11 protein-coding genes are annotated in these 16,791 nt (G+C 46.1%); 7 read left to right on the forward strand and 4 right to left on the reverse strand.

From position 1 onward, the window contains the following. The first annotated feature begins 47 nt into the window (after positions 1–47). The 7 genes from BHV83_RS06015 to porW all read left to right on the forward strand — a co-directional run bounded on the left by BHV83_RS06015 (position 48) and on the right by porW (position 12,195). Positions 48–2,369: a GH92 family glycosyl hydrolase gene (locus BHV83_RS06015; RefSeq protein WP_286756855.1), complete on the forward strand. Its 2,322-nt coding sequence runs from the start codon at positions 48–50 to the stop codon at positions 2,367–2,369. Between the two features lie 17 nt (positions 2,370–2,386). After that, complete coding sequence (locus BHV83_RS06020) at positions 2,387–4,660, forward strand: GH92 family glycosyl hydrolase (RefSeq protein ID WP_286756856.1); 2,274 nt, start codon at positions 2,387–2,389, stop codon at positions 4,658–4,660. 85 nt (positions 4,661–4,745) lie between these two features. After that, entirely contained in the window at positions 4,746–5,567 is an 822-nt protein-coding gene (locus tag BHV83_RS06025) for an alpha/beta hydrolase (protein WP_005863499.1), read from the forward strand. A gap of 548 nt (positions 5,568–6,115) precedes the next feature. Continuing rightward, positions 6,116–7,351 (forward strand): 3-phosphoshikimate 1-carboxyvinyltransferase, encoded by a 1,236-nt coding sequence (locus BHV83_RS06030; protein WP_250788761.1) that lies wholly within the window; start codon positions 6,116–6,118, stop codon positions 7,349–7,351. A gap of 35 nt (positions 7,352–7,386) precedes the next feature. Next, a complete protein-coding gene (locus tag BHV83_RS06035; RefSeq protein ID WP_005860099.1) occupies positions 7,387–7,806 on the forward strand; it encodes a hypothetical protein in 420 nt (139 codons plus the stop codon). A 17-nt stretch (positions 7,807–7,823) separates the two neighbouring features. Continuing rightward, positions 7,824–8,627: a metal ABC transporter permease gene (locus BHV83_RS06040; protein ID WP_005863493.1), complete on the forward strand. Its 804-nt coding sequence runs from the start codon at positions 7,824–7,826 to the stop codon at positions 8,625–8,627. A 7-nt stretch (positions 8,628–8,634) separates the two neighbouring features. Then, a complete protein-coding gene (gene porW / locus BHV83_RS06045; RefSeq protein WP_195319815.1) occupies positions 8,635–12,195 on the forward strand; it encodes a type IX secretion system periplasmic lipoprotein PorW/SprE in 3,561 nt (1,186 codons plus the stop codon). Positions 12,196–12,207: 12 nt separating this feature from the next. Here porW and map read toward each other — a convergent pair whose 3' ends face one another. The 4 genes from map to BHV83_RS06065 form a co-directional block, all read right to left on the reverse strand. Next, on the reverse strand, positions 12,208–13,065 hold the full coding sequence (gene map, locus BHV83_RS06050; RefSeq protein ID WP_048927002.1) for a type I methionyl aminopeptidase: 858 nt from the start codon (positions 13,063–13,065) through the stop codon (positions 12,208–12,210). A 71-nt stretch (positions 13,066–13,136) separates the two neighbouring features. Beyond that, complete coding sequence (locus BHV83_RS06055; protein WP_048927003.1) at positions 13,137–14,150, reverse strand: AI-2E family transporter; 1,014 nt, start codon at positions 14,148–14,150, stop codon at positions 13,137–13,139. Positions 14,151–14,206: 56 nt separating this feature from the next. Then, the gene (gene nagA, locus BHV83_RS06060; RefSeq protein ID WP_048927004.1) at positions 14,207–15,382 is read right to left on the reverse strand and encodes an N-acetylglucosamine-6-phosphate deacetylase; all 1,176 of its coding nucleotides are present in this window, start codon (positions 15,380–15,382) and stop codon (positions 14,207–14,209) included. Positions 15,383–15,393: 11 nt separating this feature from the next. Continuing rightward, complete coding sequence (locus BHV83_RS06065; protein ID WP_286756866.1) at positions 15,394–16,776, reverse strand: S41 family peptidase; 1,383 nt, start codon at positions 16,774–16,776, stop codon at positions 15,394–15,396. Between the last annotated feature and the right edge of the window lie 15 nt (positions 16,777–16,791).

Raw genomic sequence — 16,791 nt, forward strand, 5'->3', positions numbered from 1 at the left:
ATTCCCTTCTTTTGGAAATAAATATAACTTAATACTACGAATATAACATGATTAAAGAAACATTATTAGCCTCTGCTTTCGGCTTATTGGGATTGGTTACCGTAGCTTGCGGCTCTCAAAAGAAAGATCTGATGGCGGGAACAGATTATGTAAATCCCTTTATCGGGGCGAGTACGAATACGGAGGCGGCCGGTGCTTACCATGGCTTGGGGAAGACCTTCCCCGGTGCGACCACCCCTTTCGGTATGGTACAGGTAAGTCCGAATACGATTACGGGGGGCGACAATGGTTCCGGATATAGCTACGAGCATGAGACGATCGAGGGATTCGCCTTTACGCAGATGAGTGGTATCGGCTGGTATGGTGATCTGGGTAATTTATTGGTAATGCCTACCGTGGGCGATCTGCGCACGAACTCAGGAAAAGAGGGGGGCGTAGCCGGGTATCGTTCCCGGTATGATAAATCTTCCGAGGAGGCCAAGGCTGGATATTATAAGGTATTGCTAAGCGATTACCAGATACAAGCGGAGGCGACAGCGGCTCCTCATAGCGGTATGCTGAGATTCGTTTTCCCCGAGAATAAGCAGTCCCGCATCCAGTTGGACTTAGCCCGTCGTGTAGGAGGTACTTCTACGTATCAGGCGGTTCAAGTGATAGATGACCATACGATCGCCGGACGAATGGAATGTACGCCGGAAGGCGGAGGCTGGGGGAATGGTGAGGGTTCTTCCCGGTATACCGTGTATTTTTATGCGCAGTTCTCCAAACCGTTGAAAGATTATGGTGTATGGAGCGTGGATATTCCGGAAGGACAGGATCGTCATCGGGAATTCGTGGAGAGCCCGGCTTTCCAGACATTGACAGCGAACGCGAAGATTTCGGAGAGACCAAAGGCATATGAGGGTGAGCACCTCGGGTTCTTTACGGAGTTTGAGACCGAGGCGAATGAGGAGGTTCTTTTCAAGGCCGGTATTTCCTTTGTAAGCTTGGAGGGTGCGGAAAAGAACTTGAAAGCGGAGATCAAGGATTGGGATTTTGACGCGGTACGTTCTCGTGCCCGCTCGTTGTGGGATACGGCTTTGGCTAAGATGGATGTCAGCGGTGGAACGGATGAGCAAAAGGTGATCTTCTATACTTCCTTGTATCATACGATGATCGATCCGAGGATTTACACGGATGTGGATGGTCAGTATATGGGCGCGGACGGAAAAGCGCATAAGTCGGATACGTTCACGAAACGTACGATCTTTAGCGGTTGGGACGTGTTCCGTAGTCAGATGCCTTTGCAAACGATTATTAATCCGGTATTGGTGAATGATTTGTTGAAGTCATTGACAACGATGGCAGAGGAGAGTGGTCGTGAGTACTATGAGCGATGGGAGTTGTTGAACGCCTATAGCGGTTGTATGTTAGGAAATCCGGCTATATCGGTCTTGGCGGATGCCTATGCGAAAGGTATTTGTAGCTTGGATATGGAAAAGGCTTATCGGTATGCGGATAAAACCTCGAGAATGTTCGGGAATGCGGAGTTGGGCTATACCCCGAATCCGCAGAGTATCTCCAAAACCTTGGAGTATGCGTATACGGAATGGTGTATGTCTCAGTTGGCGAAATCATTAGGAAAACAGGAGGATGCGGTTTATTATGCGAAGTTGGCTCAGTCTTACCGGAATTTATATGATGCGGAGAAACATAGCTTCCGCCCGAGAGAAGCGAATGGCCGGTTTGAGGCTTGGCCGGAAGAGGGTAAGCTGAAGGAATGGTACGGCTGTATGGAATGCAATGAGCTGCAACAGGGATGGTTCGTGCCTCACGATATTCCGGGTATGGTGGAACTGATGGGAGGAACGGAACGGGTGATCGCCGATCTGGATACGATGTTCGACAAGACGCCTACGGATTTCCTGTGGAACGCTTATTACAATCATGCGAACGAGCCGGTTCATCATGTGCCTTTCTTGTACAATCATTTGGGACAGCCGTGGAAAACCCAGAAATGGTCTCGTTTCATTTGCGATAAGGCGTATAAGAATAAGGTAGAAGGCTTGGTTGGAAACGAGGATGTCGGTCAGATGTCCGCTTGGTATGTATTGGCGGCATGTGGTTTGTATCCGGTTTGTCCGGGAGATACTCGCTATGAGATATCCAGCCCGGTTTTTGAGAAGACCGAGATCCAGGTTGGTGAAGGGAATACATTTATCATACGAGCCAACCGAAATACCCCGGAAAACACCTATATCCAATCCGCTAAATTAAACGGGATGGATTATACGAGATGCTATCTTGATTATAAGGATATTATGAAAGGTGGCGTACTAGAATTGGAGATGGGCCCCGAGCCGAATACAAATTGGGGCGTGAATAATTAATCAGTAAATAAAATAACATGAAACTCAATACTTTTTATAAACAGGGGGCGGCTTTAGCCCTCTGTTTAACCCTCTCTTTCCCTGTTTTTGCGGAGAAAGACTTGGTACAATACGTAAATACTTTGCAAGGAACAAACTCGACTTACGAATTGAGTTGGGGAAATACCTACCCGACTACGGCGGTTCCCTATCCCATGAATAGCTGGTCTCCACAGACCGGGAAGAATGGTGATGGTTGGAAATACCAATACTCGGCCACTACGATCCGGGGTTTCCAACCGACGCATCAATGTAGCCCTTGGGTGGGAGATTACGGGGTATTCTCTTTGATGCCTGTATCGGAATTGGTTGTTGATGAGTCCAAACGGGCGACTCCGTTCTCTCATGATAAGGAAATTGCCAAGCCTCATTATTATAAGGTTACGTTGGAGAATGGTATTACCACGGAGTTCTCTCCAACTACCCGTTCCGCTCATTTCCGTTTTTCCTTTCCCGCGAAGGGAGACGCTTTTCTCGTACTGGATGGCTATACGAAAACCAGTCAGGTACAAATCGATGTAGCGAACCACCGGATCACCGGCTATGTACACAATGGGGCTTTCTCTCCGAAGACACATAAGAATTATTTTATCATTCAATTTGATAAGCCTTTCGTTAGCTATGGTACATGGGAGAATCGTAAGAATACGATCCAGAAGAATAATTTGAGCTGGGAAGGGGAAGGAATCGGTGCCTATGTACAATTCGCGAAAGGCTCTAAGGTACAGGCCAAGGTATCTACCTCTTATATCAGTCCGGAACAAGCGGAGGTTACGATGACTCGTGAGCTAGGTAAGCACTCATCGGTAGAAGTGACGAAGCAAGCGGCTGCTGACGTATGGAACCAGCTATTGAATCGTGTGTTGGTGGATGGTGGAAGCGAGGAGGATATGAAAACCTTCTACTCCTGCATGTTCCGTGCCAATTTGTTTTCCCATAAGTTTTATGAGGAGAAAGAGGATGGTTCTCCTTACTACTATAGTCCGTACGATGAGAAGATTCATGATGGATATATGTTTACCGATAATGGTTTTTGGGACACTTTCCGTTCCCAGTTCCCGCTGACCAATATCTTGCACCCTACGATGCAGGGGCAATATATGCAAGCCTTGCTAGACGCTCAGGAGCAATGTGGCTGGTTGCCTTCTTGGTCGTTCCCGAGTGAGACCGGCGGGATGGTCGGGAATCACTCGATCTCTTTATTGACGGATGCTTGGGTGAAGGGTATCCGCACTTTCGATCCGGAGAAAGCCTTGAAAGCGTATGCGCATGAGGCGATGAATAAGGGACCTTGGGGCGGTGCCAACGGACGGGTTCGTTGGAAGGATTATTATCAGTTGGGATATATACCTTATCCGGAATCCATGGGATCTACGGCACAGACGTTGGAATATTGCTATGATGACTTTTGTGCGTATCAGTTGGCGAAAATGATTGGGAATAAGTTTTATGAGGAGGTCTTTGCCCGCCAGATCTATAATTACAAGAATGTGTACGATCCTTCTGTCGGTTTTATGAGAGGTCGTAAATTGGATGGTAGTTGGGCGGATTTCGATGCTTTCGAATGGGGCGGTCCTTATTGCGAGGGGAATGCTTGGCATTACAATTGGTCGGTTTTCCATGATGTCCAAGGGTTGATCGATTTGACAGGAGGTGATGAGCGTTTCGTGGCGAAGATCGACTCTGTTTTCGCTTTACCCGGTATCGTGAAATATGGAACATACGGAACGAAAATTCATGAGATGCTGGAGATGGAATTGGCGAAGATGGGACAGTACGCCCAAGGTAATCAACCGATCCAGCATATGATTTACTTGTATAGTTACGCGGGTCAGCCTTGGAAGACGCAATATTGGATTCGTCAGGTGATGGATCGGTTATATAATAGCTCGGAAAATGGTTATCCGGGTGATGAGGATCAAGGCGGTATGTCTTCTTGGTACGTATTGAGCGCGTTGGGTATCTACAGTGTTTGCCCGGGGACGGATGAGTATGTATTGGGTAGCCCGAAATTCCGGAAAGCTACGATTACGATGGAGGATGGCAAGAAGTTCGTGATCGAGGCGAAAGGGAATAGTAAGGATAACGTATATATCCAAAACGCTACCTTGAACGGGAAGAGACATACACGTAATTATATCCATTACAGCGATATCGTGAATGGGGGCGTGCTGGAGCTTCAAATGGGCAATCAACCGGAGAAGACGAGAGGAACTGCGAAAGAGGATCGTCCTTTCTCGTTAAGTAAATAAGTTTTTGGCTGTAAAATCTGTATATTTGTCCCCGTAGTTCCTTGAAAACAAGGCTACGGGGAATTAATCATTAATATTCACTGATATGAATTGGATGAAAAAGGTAGCGGTAGCGTTGGTTTGTTTGCTTCCGCTCGGTTTACAGGCAGCGAAGGTAGATACTTTGCAAGTGAAAAGTCCTTCGATGAATAAAAGTATAGAGGTAGTCGTGGTAAGTCCGGATATGGCCGCGACGGAAGCGTGTCCGGTGATTTATTTGTTACATGGCTATGGCGGTAACGCTCGTACATGGGTCGGTATCAAGCCGGATCTACCTAAGATCGCTGATGAGAAGGGTATCTTTTTCGTATGCCCGGATGGTAAGAATACGTGGTATTGGGATAGCCCTTTGAACGCTGATGTACGGTATGAGACTTTCATCTCGGATGAGTTGGTGAAATACGTGGATTCCCATTATAAGACAGTGGCCGATCGTAAGGGACGTGCTATTACTGGTTTGAGCATGGGTGGACATGGCGCTATGTGGAATGGTCTTCGTCATAGCGATGTTTTCTCCGCGGCGGGAAGTACCAGCGGTGGCGTGGATATCCGCCCTTTCCCGAAAAACTGGGAGATGAGCGTACAAATAGGTGAGAAAGCAAAATATCCGGAAAACTGGGAGAAGTACACGGTTATCAATTTGGTTCCAACCTTGAGGAAAGACCAGATCGCTTTGATCTTCGATTGCGGTGACAGCGATTTCTTTTTGGAGGTGAATAAGAACTACCACGAAGCGTTATTAAAACAAGGCATCGACCACGACTTTATCACTCGCCCGGGTAATCACGATTCACAATACTGGAATAATTCTATTGATTACCAGATCCTCTTTTTCTGGAAACATTTCTTGAAGATGAAGGCCTTGTGATAAGACCGTTTGGCGATTTGACATTTTGACATTTTGTAAACTGAAGTCCCGGAGAACCGATTTTTCCGGGACTATGTACGACTCATTGCCAAATACGCAAGAAAAAAACAATAATTCGTTCATTGATAATACAATACCGAAAAACCGCCTTTCATTCTAGCGAAAATAATTCATCCTAATTCATATCCATTGACTTCTTCGGGCTATCCGATAGGGTTACGACTGGGTTCTAACCGGGTTACGATGCCTATTCACGACTATTGACAACCCTATTCGTGACTGTTTATAATGCCTAACGGCAGTATTGGCGTCGCCCAACGCGACTATACGTGTAGGCTTTTGTCGCCTTTCGTGCTTAAAAACGGGAATACTCTCACTTAAAAGGGCGTTTTATAGCCCCTCACGTCTACTGGTTGGGGCGATTCAAACGAATGCCTTGTCACGATTCGCATTCGAAAAGAAGCATAAAGAAAGTTTCCCGCTGTTATACTCCATATGTACGCTAATTTTCGTACTTTTGCCTCTTGAATCTTGAATATACGAAAGCGATGAATTATCAGATAGATGCTCCGGGTTCCGCTATCCGGACTACCGTAAAGCTTCCCGCTTCTAAAAGTATCAGTAACAGGGCATTGATCTTGAATGCGCTAAGTTATAGCGCATACGATGTGGAGAACTTATCCGATTGCGATGATACAAATTTGATGGTAAAGGCATTGAACTCGAACGATCGGGATTTTAATGTGGGTGCGGCGGGTACGACGATGCGTTTCCTTACTGCTTTCCTCTCGAAGGTGGTGGGCGAATGGACGATTACGGGAACCGAACGCATGAAGAACCGTCCGATCAAGGTGTTGGTGGATGCGCTGAACGCTTTAGGTGCCCGGATCGAGTACATGGAGAAGGAGGGTTATCCTCCTTTGCGTATTTTCGGAAGCGCCTTGCAAGGCGGAGAGATCTCGCTACCGGGAAATGTCAGCTCTCAATATATATCCGCTATCTTGATGATCGCCCCGTTAACAGAAAATGGGGTTACGTTGCATTTGGAGGGCGCCATTATCTCTAGGCCCTATATCCATATCACCTTGCAATTGATGGAGCAATATGGAGTGAGAGCCTCTTGGACGGAGAATACGATCAAAGTACTTCCCCAAGAGTATAAGCCGATTCATTTTACAGTGGAATCTGATTGGAGTGCCGCTTCTTATTGGTATGAGATCATGGCGTTATCGAAAAATGCTGAGATCGAATTGTTAGGTTTATTCAAGAATAGCTTGCAGGGAGATGCCGCCGGAGCGAAGTTGTTCGCTCAATTGGGAGTGGGCACTACTTATACGAAACGTGGAGTAGTGTTAAAGCATACTGGAAATATCTGTGAGAAATTGGTTTATAACTTCGTGAATGAACCGGATTTGGCTCAAACCTTTGTGGTGACTTGCGTGTTATTAAATATCCCTTTCCGCTTTATGGGACTTCAATCATTGAAGATCAAGGAGACGGATCGGATCGAGGCATTGAAGACAGAGCTTCGTAAATTAGGTTATGTGTTGACGGATCGCAATGATAGCATCTTGGAGTGGAACGGTGAACGCAAGGAACCGGAGTCGCATCCGGTAATCGCCACTTACGAGGATCATCGGATGGCTTTGTCATTCGCTCCCGCCGCTTTGGTACGTCCCGAGGGGATAGAGATCGCCCACCCGCAAGTGGTCAGCAAGAGTTACCCCCATTATTGGGAAGATCTTAAGGCCGCTGGTTTCTCTATTAGGGAATCAGCCCTTTAATTTTCAGTTTTCAATTCTCAATTTTCAATTGAATTATGTGGTACATTGTCATAAGTCTTATAGGTCTGGGTGTCGTAGCCGCTATCGCCGGGTATTTCCGGAATAAGAAACTTCAGAAGATGCTGGAACGGGGGGAGATCTCGGAGATCCCCGAGGCACAGGAGATCCCGGAGGTTTGCTGCGGACAACATGAGACTTGCGAGCGGGATAGTTTATTAGCCGCCGTCAGCAAGAAAATCGAATATTATAACGATGAGGAACTGGATCGGTTCCAAGGAGTGGAAGCGGACGCTTACGATGAGGAAGCCGTTGAGGAGTTTAGTGAAGTGCTTTATACCCTCCGGGAAGTGGAGGTGGCCGGTTGGCTCCGTAGCTTGCAACTGCGGGGGATCAATTTGCCGGATGCCTTGAAGGATGAGGCATTCTTGATCATTGGCGAACGCCGTACTCATTAATTTAGGAAACGAATCATATGGATTTATTGCAATATGCCTTTTTTCAGAATGCCTTGATCGGGAGCTTGCTAACCGCTATCGCTTGTGGGATTGTCGGGACTTACATCGTATCCCGCCGGTTGGTATTTATCAGCGGAGGGATCACGCATGCTTCGTTCGGTGGTTTGGGCTTGGGTTTTTATCTGGGAACAAATCCGATCTTGATGGCGATGCTGTTCTCCATCCTCTCCGCTTTTGGCGTGGAGTGGGCGAGCAAGACGCAAAACGTAAGGGAGGATTCCGCTATAGCGGGCGTATGGTCGCTGGGTATGGCTTTGGGAGTGATCTTCATCTTTCTTACCCCGGGGTACGCCCCGAATCTATCCGCTTATTTATTTGGTAATATATTAACGATCTCTACGGCCGATATCTTATGGATTTTAGGGTTGGTGGTATTGTTGATACTCATATTCTCCCTTTTCCTCCGTGAGATTGTTTACGTGGCGTTCGATCGTGACTTCGCTGTCACGCAAGGCCTGCCGGTAAAATGGATCGAGTATACGATGATGTGCTTTATCGCCATGACAATTGTTCTTTCGATCCGGTTGGTAGGGATTATGCTATTGATGAGTTTGCTGACCTTGCCTCAAATAACGGTGAACTTGTTTACTTCCGACTTCAAGAAGATCATATGGGGAAGTATCGCGATCGGCTTTCTGGGTTGCGTGTCCGGACTGGTTCTTTCTTATTTCCTGAACGTGCCTTCTGGTGCGTTTATCATCTTGTTTTTGGTGGTCCTCTTTTTGGCCTTGAAAGCAATAAAACCGTTGTTACGGCGTTAATTAAAGAATGAAAAAAGGGTTTTATTACATAGTGGCGTTATTAACGGTACTCTTGCTTTGGTCGTGCAGCACGAAGAAGAACACGAAAGCGAGCCGTTTTTATCATGCCTTTACGACCCGTTATAATATTTATTTCAATGGAAAACAAGCGTTTGACGAGGCACTGAAAAGCCAACAGGACGGATATAAAGAGAACTATTCCGACAGGATCTATATGTATCCGATTAGCGCCCAGCCTAAAGACAAAGCCGAGCCCGGCGGCCCTTTCGACCGGACGATCGAGAAAAGTAATAAAGCTATTAAACTACACTCCATAAAAGCGAAACCGGCCAAGAAACCGGGCTGGCGGAATAATCCCAAACTACGTGCTATCCAAGAACAAGAGGAATATAACCCTTTCTTAAAGAATAGTTGGCTGATCATGGGACAGGCGCAATTCTACAATGCCGATTTCCTGCAAGCCTCCGCTACCTTTTCCTATATAGCCCGTCATTACGCGAAGGACGAGGAGGTCGTGGCCGAGGCCCGTTTGTGGCAAGCCCGTTGTTATTCCGAGATGGGTTGGTTCTATGAATCCGAGGATATCTTGGATAAGATGAACAAGAACGGTATTCCTGCTTCCGCTTTGAAGCAATATGCGGCGGTGTATGCCGATTATTTGATCAAGAACGGGCAGTTCGAGGATGCCATCCCTTATCTGAAGACCGCTATCAAGGCGGAGAAAAACCGGAAGCAACGTACCCGGATGAAGTATCTTTTGGGACAAATCTATGCGGATCAAGAATTAGATGGCTTGGCTTATAAGACCTTTGGTGAGGTAGCCCGTTCGAATCCTCCGTATGAGTTGGAATTTGCCTCACGTATCCGTCAGACAGAAGTATTCTCGGGTACGAATTACTTGAAAGTGGTGAAGATGCTCGAGAAAATGGCGAAAAGCCAAAAGAATAAGGATTATCTGGATCAAGTATACTATGCTTTAGGAAATGTATACCTCAGCCGGGAAGATACGGTGAATGCCATAAAGAACTATCAACTCGGTATCGATAAGAGTACATTGAATGGAATGGATAAGGCGATCTGCCAGATAAAGCTGGGAGATATCTATTTTACGATGCGGGATTACGTGAAAGCGCAACCTTGCTTTAGCGGAGCCTTAGCCGGAATTCAAAAGGAATACAGGGATTATGAACGGGTTTCTAAATTGTCGGCGATTCTGGATGAATTGGTTGTGCATGTAGAAGCGGTCCATCTTCAAGACAGTTTGCAAGCCTTGGCTAAATTACCGGAAGCGGAGCGGTTAGCGATTATCGATAAGAAGATTGAGGAGGTAAAGAAAGAGGAGGAAGAGGCGAAAGCCTTGGCTGAGAAGGAGGCTTATCTGGCCGAGCAGGAAGCGAAAGGCACCGGAATCGACCGTCCCGGTACGGAAACCAACGCTGTTGTCTTGCCGAATGCGTCCGGTGGAGCGTCTTTCTATTTCTATAATCCTCAGACTGTAGCGCAAGGAAAGACACAGTTCCAGCGTAAATGGGGACGTCGTCCGTTGGAAGATCACTGGCGCCGCCGTAAGAAGGAACTCTCTACCTTTAATGAGAATCTGGATGAGGAGATGCTGGCCGAGGGAGATTCCACCCAAATGGTAGGGCCGGACGGTGAGCCGTTGCCGACCGATTCGATAGGCGGTGATCTGCCGGCTGTTGCCGCCGATGATCCGCATACCCGTGAGTATTATCTACAGCAGCTACCTTTCACGCAAGAGGATATAGACGCTTCTAACATTATTATTATAGACGGTCTTTACAATATGGCGATGATCTATAAGGATAAGTTGGAGGATATCCCCTTATCTGTCGAGGCGTTCGAGAATTTGGAACGCCGTTTCCCGGATAATGAGCACCGTTTGGAGAGCTATTATCAAGTATATTTGATGGCCTTGAAAACCGGAAATACAGCGTTGGCTACCGAGTATAAGAATAAACTAATGAATGCCTTCCCGGAAAGCGATTATGCGGTAGCTGTGGCTGATCCGAATTACGAGTATAATATCCGCATGATGGATGTGGTACAAGACTCGATCTATCAAGCTACTTACGACCGCTATCTGGAGAGCGATACAGCGTATGTACGTAAGAGTTTCCGGTACGTAAGCGAGAAATATCCATTGGCTACGTTGATGCCTAAATTCATGTTCTTGGATGCGTTATCATATGTGCAGGCCGGGGATGCGGAAGGGTTTAAGAATGCCTTGAAAGCGCTGGTCGAGAAGTATCCGAACGCGGATGTCACGGAACTGGCCGGGGAGATGTTGAAAGGTGTTCTTCGGGGACGTGCCTTGGTGCAGGGGGGTGTGAAAGGTATGAGTTGGAACTTACGATTCGGTTTGGGCGAGGATGGTATGTTATCTGCCGAGGATTCGGCCCGTGTATTTAATCCGGAACGGAACACGCCTTATCAGATGCTTTTGGTATATCCTACGGGTAGCGTAGATCAGAACCAGTTGCTATTCGCTGTCGCCGCTTATAACTTCGCGAACTTCATGGTGAAAGAGTTTGATTTGGCTTTGGAGCAGGCCGGCCCGATCAGTATGCTGGCGATTAAAGGATTTATTAGTTTTGACGAGATTATCCAATATTATAAGATGATATACGGTAAGGATGGCTATGCTACGGCCTTGAATAAAGCGGTTGCCGTGTTACCGATCTCTGATGATAATTATGAGACCTTGATGCGCGGCAAGACCTTGGATGAATATATCACCTTCTTCGATGAGAGCTTCGGTGAGGAATTACCGGATCTGGCAGGTCGTTGGAAAGCCCGTATGGAAGCCGCTAAGGAGGAGGAGGCGACTGAAGATGAAATGATCACGGAGGAAGAAGCCGAAGTGCCGGAAGAGGCAGATGAATTGAAACCAGAAGTTGAACCGGAAAAACAACCTGTTACAGAGCCGGAGGAGGAACAACGGCCTGTTCAAGAACCTGTTCGACAGCCCGCTATACCAGTCGTCCCGGATACGATTGAGGTCCCTGCGTTTGACAAACCGGAGATCCAGCCTGTCGATACCCTTCGTAAGGATACGGTTCCTGTTGTTCAGCCGGCGGTTGAGGATCAAGGCATGACCTTGAAAGAAATCCAAGAGATCCGTAAACGGGAAGCTGCCGAAGAAGAAGCCCGCAAGGAAGAGGCTCGTAAGGCTTTCGAGGCCCAGCAAAAGGCGGATAAGGAATTACGTGAGCAGAAAGCGAAAGAACAGGAAGAACTTCTCAAGAAGCAAGCGGAGGAAGAACGTGCCCTGTTGAAAGCGAAGGCTGATCGAGAGAAACAGTTGGAAGCTGATCGCAAGGCCAAGCTGAAACAAGCGGAAGCCGACCGTAAGGCGAAACTGAAAGCTCGTGAGGACCTTCGTAAGGAAAAGGAACGTGCTTATAAGGAACGCCTGAAACAGAAGGAAAAAGAGCGTAAGGAGAAGGAGCGCTTATACAAGCAGAAATTGAAAGAGAAAGAAAAAGCCCGCAAGGAAGCCTTGCGGGAAAAGGAAAAGGCCGCCCGGGAAAAGGCCCGGAAGCGTTAATTGCATTAGATATTAATAGGTAAGAATTTCCAATCCTGTCTCTGTCATCAAGAAGGTATGTTCCCATTGGGCGGAGGGTAGTTCATCCTCGGTGATGACTGTCCAACCGTCTTCCTCGTCGATAAATACTTTCCAAGTACCCATGTTAATCATAGGCTCGATCGTAAAGACCATACCCGGAACTAAAAGCATCCCAGTTCCTTTCCGTCCGAAATGACAAACTTCCGGTTCCTCATGGAATTCCAGACCGACGCCATGTCCGCATAAATCCCGTACGACAGAGAATCCGTTTTTCTCCGCATGCTTTTGAATAGCGTTGCCTATATCACCGACGAATCCGAACGGCTTCGCCGCTTTTATACCGATCTCCAGACATTCCTTGGCGACCTGTACCAATTTCTGCTTTTCCGGAGATACGTTCCCGATCATGAACATGCGGGACGCATCCGAATAATAACCATCTAAAATCGTTGAGACATCCACATTAATAATGTCACCGTCTCTTAGGATCTCCTTCTCACTGGGAATACCGTGACAAACGACCTCGTTGATAGAGGTACATACACTTTTAGGGAACCCCTCATAGTTTAAGGGGGCTGGAATCGCTCCATGCCCTACCGTATAATCATACACCAATTTATCGATAACAGCTGTAGACATACCTTCTTTAATCTCCTTCTGGATTAAATCCAGCACCCCTGTATTGATCACGCTACTTCTGCGGATGCCCTCAATCTGCTCTGGAGTCTTGATAAGCTTGCGGGTGGGTACTAAATGTCCTTTATTTTGGATATATAGGATTTTCTTGTCTAATTCGGTGAGAGATTGCCCTTTGATAGGCTTCCAATTGTTTACTGTTCTACGTGACATATTAATTCGTTTTACTCAAAATGTAGTGTAAAGGTATGACTTTTTAAGATACCCTGTCCTGTAGATACTCTTTATTTATCCAAATAGCTCTTCTTGAAGATATCTATACAAAGAAGGAATAAGGATAATAACAACGGCCCGAAGATGATCCCCATAAATCCGAATAAGGACAACCCGATTACGACTCCGAAGACGGTGATTAACGGATGTATATCCGCCAACTTCTTTTGTAGGATAAAACGAATCAGATTATCGACGTTCGTAATGACAAGCAAGGCATAAATAGTCAATCCCAAGGCATGTACCCAATCTCCGTTTAAAGCCATATAAGCCGCCAACGGAACCCAGACCAATGCGGTCCCTACAATGGGAATGATCGTAGCGATACAAGTGAGAAACCCAAATAACAGCGGATCGGGAGTCTGAAAGATAAAGTAACCGATCACCGCTACGATACCTTGTATAACCGCCAAAAGAGGGATACCTATGGCGTTTGATTTTACGATCATATTGATCTCGTTGAGTACCTCATCCTTGTTTTGATCACTGAAGGGGAATAAGGTGTATAGATAGTTTTCCATTTTTCTTCCGCCTATCAGCATGAAGTACAGAATGAAAATCAAGACGACGACATTTACGGCGAAACTGCTTATGCTACCCACTAAAAACTGTCCGATTTGTGGGAGTATAGAGGCCGCTTTTAATAAGTTTCCTCTATCCAGTACATCAAACCCGGTCTTTTCTTGAACTAGATCCGCTATATGTTGGCCTGTATTTAGCAGTACAGTCGGGTCTAAATTAATATTTTGAGTTTTGTTGATTACCAACCAGATCGCCAATGTGATTGGGATTAAGAAACATAAGATTGTTTCCCCCAGTAACAGTAAAGCTGCAAAAGCCGGTCTCATATTTAGCTTTTCTGTCAGATGGAACATCTGTCCACGCAGCAATATATAGATGGTGAATGCTCCAAGTATACCTCCAAGAAACGGGGTAATCTTAAAAAATAGAATTACCCCTAGTCCTAATATAATGGTGATCAATGAGTATCTCCAGTAATGTTCTTTTACGTTTTCCATATACATTCATGCCCTTATTTATCTAAAAACAAGATAGGAGAAGTCATTGTTTATTGGATTTCTTATTCTTTGGAGAGCCGTTTACCTTCGATGAAGGTCTCTTGAATCTCTATATCGTTGTTGAAAATGATGATATCGGCATCCTTTCCTTTCTCCAATGTTCCTTTACGGTCTAAAATACCCATTAGGCGGGCCGGGCTTTCGGAAGCCATACGAACAGCGTCGTGCAATGGAATTTCCGCTTTCTCGACTAGGGTACGGATCAAACGGATTCCGGTAGCTATACTTCCTGCGATAGCTGAGCGATCGGCTAATTTACATACGCCTTCCTCAATAATTACCCGGGAGTCCGGAAAATGTTCCGTACCGTTATCGCAAGTGGCGGCGGCCATTGCGTCCGTGATTAAGGAGGTACGTTCTACCCCTTTGATTTGATATACCAACTTTAAGATTGCTGGTGGTACGTGGATACCATCGGCTACAACTTCAACGGTCATATCTTTCATGAGATAAATACCTTCTACCGTTCCTTCATGTTTATACTCACGGTCTTTATGGACGGAAGTCATGGCATTGTAGAAGTGGGTAGCATGGGTGAATCCGGCTTCGTATGCTTTTTTCACTTGGAGATAATCGGCTGTGGTGTGGGCTAGTGAAACCAACACACCATGAGCTGACGCATATTTACCGAATACCAAAGCCCCGTCAAGCTCGGGGGCGGCGCTCCAGCGTTTAATACATTGGGTACTGTTTAGTAATTCCTTATATTCTTGGGGATCGGGCGGGTAAATATAATTAGGGTCTTGTCCGCCTTTCATAGCCATATTCAAATAGTTGCCTTCGAGATGTAATCCCATGATACGGGCCCCCTGTTCCGGGTGGTTCATGATGTGCTCGCAGGTCTTGATCGCTTCCCGGAAGGTCTCGATAGGGGCCGCTGCCAATGTAGGATATAAAGCCGTTGTTCCCTGTAAAGCATGTGCTCTTGTGATCGCATAGAACGCTTTCGGGGTAGCTTCTGTGAAATCATGTCCGTTGCCGCCGTGTACATGCGTGTCGATACAGCCGGGAGCCACATAATATCCTTTTGCGTCGATGATCTCCGCATGAGGAATCTCCCGGTTTTGCCCGGTGATATCCACTATTTTCCCATCTGAGATGATGATTTGCCCGTTTGGTAGGAGGCCCGAAGGAGTTAATACTTTTGCGTTTATGATTTTAAGAAATGCGCTTTCCATATATTTTGTTTTTAGTCTTTTGGAATCAGTAATAAGTTATCCTTATAGGACAACGGGGGATTATATTGGATTTCCCGGTTGCCCCTCGGGGTAGCGGATCGTAAGAGTGGTGACTGGCCGGTTATCTCGTAAATAGCTTGTCCTAATAAAGGATCCTTCAAATCTCCGAATTCAGCTAGATCACTCTTGAATTCATCAATAGCTATATCGGGATGAAATCCGTCTTCATAATCAGCTTCCCGATCCTTATTATAAATATGGAAAGTGACGGGAGAAAGTATCCAGCCATATTTTTTAGATTCATTGTAGATCGTCATACCGACGGTCTTGCCAAAAGTCTGCTTACCGATAACCCGAACGTCTAGATAAGATCGTAGCGAGTTAATGATAAGTTCGGAGGCAGAAGCCGTAGTTGAACCTGTCAAAACAAATAGCCGTTGTAGGTTTAAGTTTCCCGCCATGACCTCGGTCGTTTTGAGTAAAGGCAAGGTCTCATTTTTATTGGAGTTTTTATCGTTATACTCCATGATACATAAAGGTTCTCCTAAAACGTTTTCACGGACTAATAGCGAAGCCAGTAATTGGGCGCAATTGACAAGCCCACCCCCATTATAGCGTAAGTCAAGTACGAACTCATTGACGTTGCGGCTTTTGAATTTTTCGAAGAGTTGTTGCAAATAAAGATTATAACTTGTGTCGCTATAATCATATTCATCTGGTCCGGAGGCGAAATGGTTGTACATCAAATAGCCGATTCGCTTATTGCCATATATGTATACGGAATCTTTTAGGAATGGGATGTCTTCTACCGTTCGGGATGCGTTCAAGGTAACTCTTCGGGTGGAGACGAATCCCTTGGTGTTTCCTGTTTCTTTTCCTAGTTGGAGGGATACGCTGCCTCCGCTTCTCAACACATCATAGTCTTGGATAGAACCCAAGGAGCCGTTTACGCCAAGTATCCAGTCTCCCCGTTTCAATCCGGCTTCTTCGGCGGGTGAATCCTTTAATACATAAAGGACAATGGCTATTTTATAGGTACTACCTCCGTCTTTAAGGTTGGAAGTTGCGAAATCGAATCCGTATGAGTTGTTCGCATCGTAAATGCTCTTTGTTACGGTCGCTTTCTCTAATTGGGAGAAGTAATGATGGCCATCAGAAAGCTCTTTCCCGTCTTTATAGGATAACAGGCCCTTGAAGAAGCTCTCCGGATCAAGACTAAAGTCCAAGGAACTTTTATCCGGGAACTCGGAATACCAAAGATAATTCTCTCGCATCGTTTGCTCGATCCATTGATTTACTTCATTGTCGGTTGCCGGAATATCGATATCATCTTTCTCGCAAGCGGAGAATGCTAAAAGGCCAAGGATAACGATCGTATAATACTTATAATTCATAGTGGATATATATTA

Source organism: Parabacteroides sp. merdae-related_45_40 (assembly GCF_001915675.1).

Coding starts and splice junctions, on each gene's coding strand:
- BHV83_RS06030 (WP_250788761.1), top strand. CDS start 6,116: ATGAATTATCAGATAGATGCTCCGGGTTCCGCTATCCGGACTACCGTA.
- BHV83_RS06015 (WP_286756855.1), top strand. CDS start 48: ATGATTAAAGAAACATTATTAGCCTCTGCTTTCGGCTTATTGGGATTG.
- BHV83_RS06055 (WP_048927003.1), bottom strand. CDS start 14,150: ATGTATATGGAAAACGTAAAAGAACATTACTGGAGATACTCATTGATC.
- BHV83_RS06040 (WP_005863493.1), top strand. CDS start 7,824: ATGGATTTATTGCAATATGCCTTTTTTCAGAATGCCTTGATCGGGAGC.
- nagA (WP_048927004.1), bottom strand. CDS start 15,382: ATGGAAAGCGCATTTCTTAAAATCATAAACGCAAAAGTATTAACTCCT.
- BHV83_RS06065 (WP_286756866.1), bottom strand. CDS start 16,776: ATGAATTATAAGTATTATACGATCGTTATCCTTGGCCTTTTAGCATTC.
- porW (WP_195319815.1), top strand. CDS start 8,635: ATGAAAAAAGGGTTTTATTACATAGTGGCGTTATTAACGGTACTCTTG.
- map (WP_048927002.1), bottom strand. CDS start 13,065: ATGTCACGTAGAACAGTAAACAATTGGAAGCCTATCAAAGGGCAATCT.
- BHV83_RS06035 (WP_005860099.1), top strand. CDS start 7,387: ATGTGGTACATTGTCATAAGTCTTATAGGTCTGGGTGTCGTAGCCGCT.
- BHV83_RS06020 (WP_286756856.1), top strand. CDS start 2,387: ATGAAACTCAATACTTTTTATAAACAGGGGGCGGCTTTAGCCCTCTGT.
- BHV83_RS06025 (WP_005863499.1), top strand. CDS start 4,746: ATGAATTGGATGAAAAAGGTAGCGGTAGCGTTGGTTTGTTTGCTTCCG.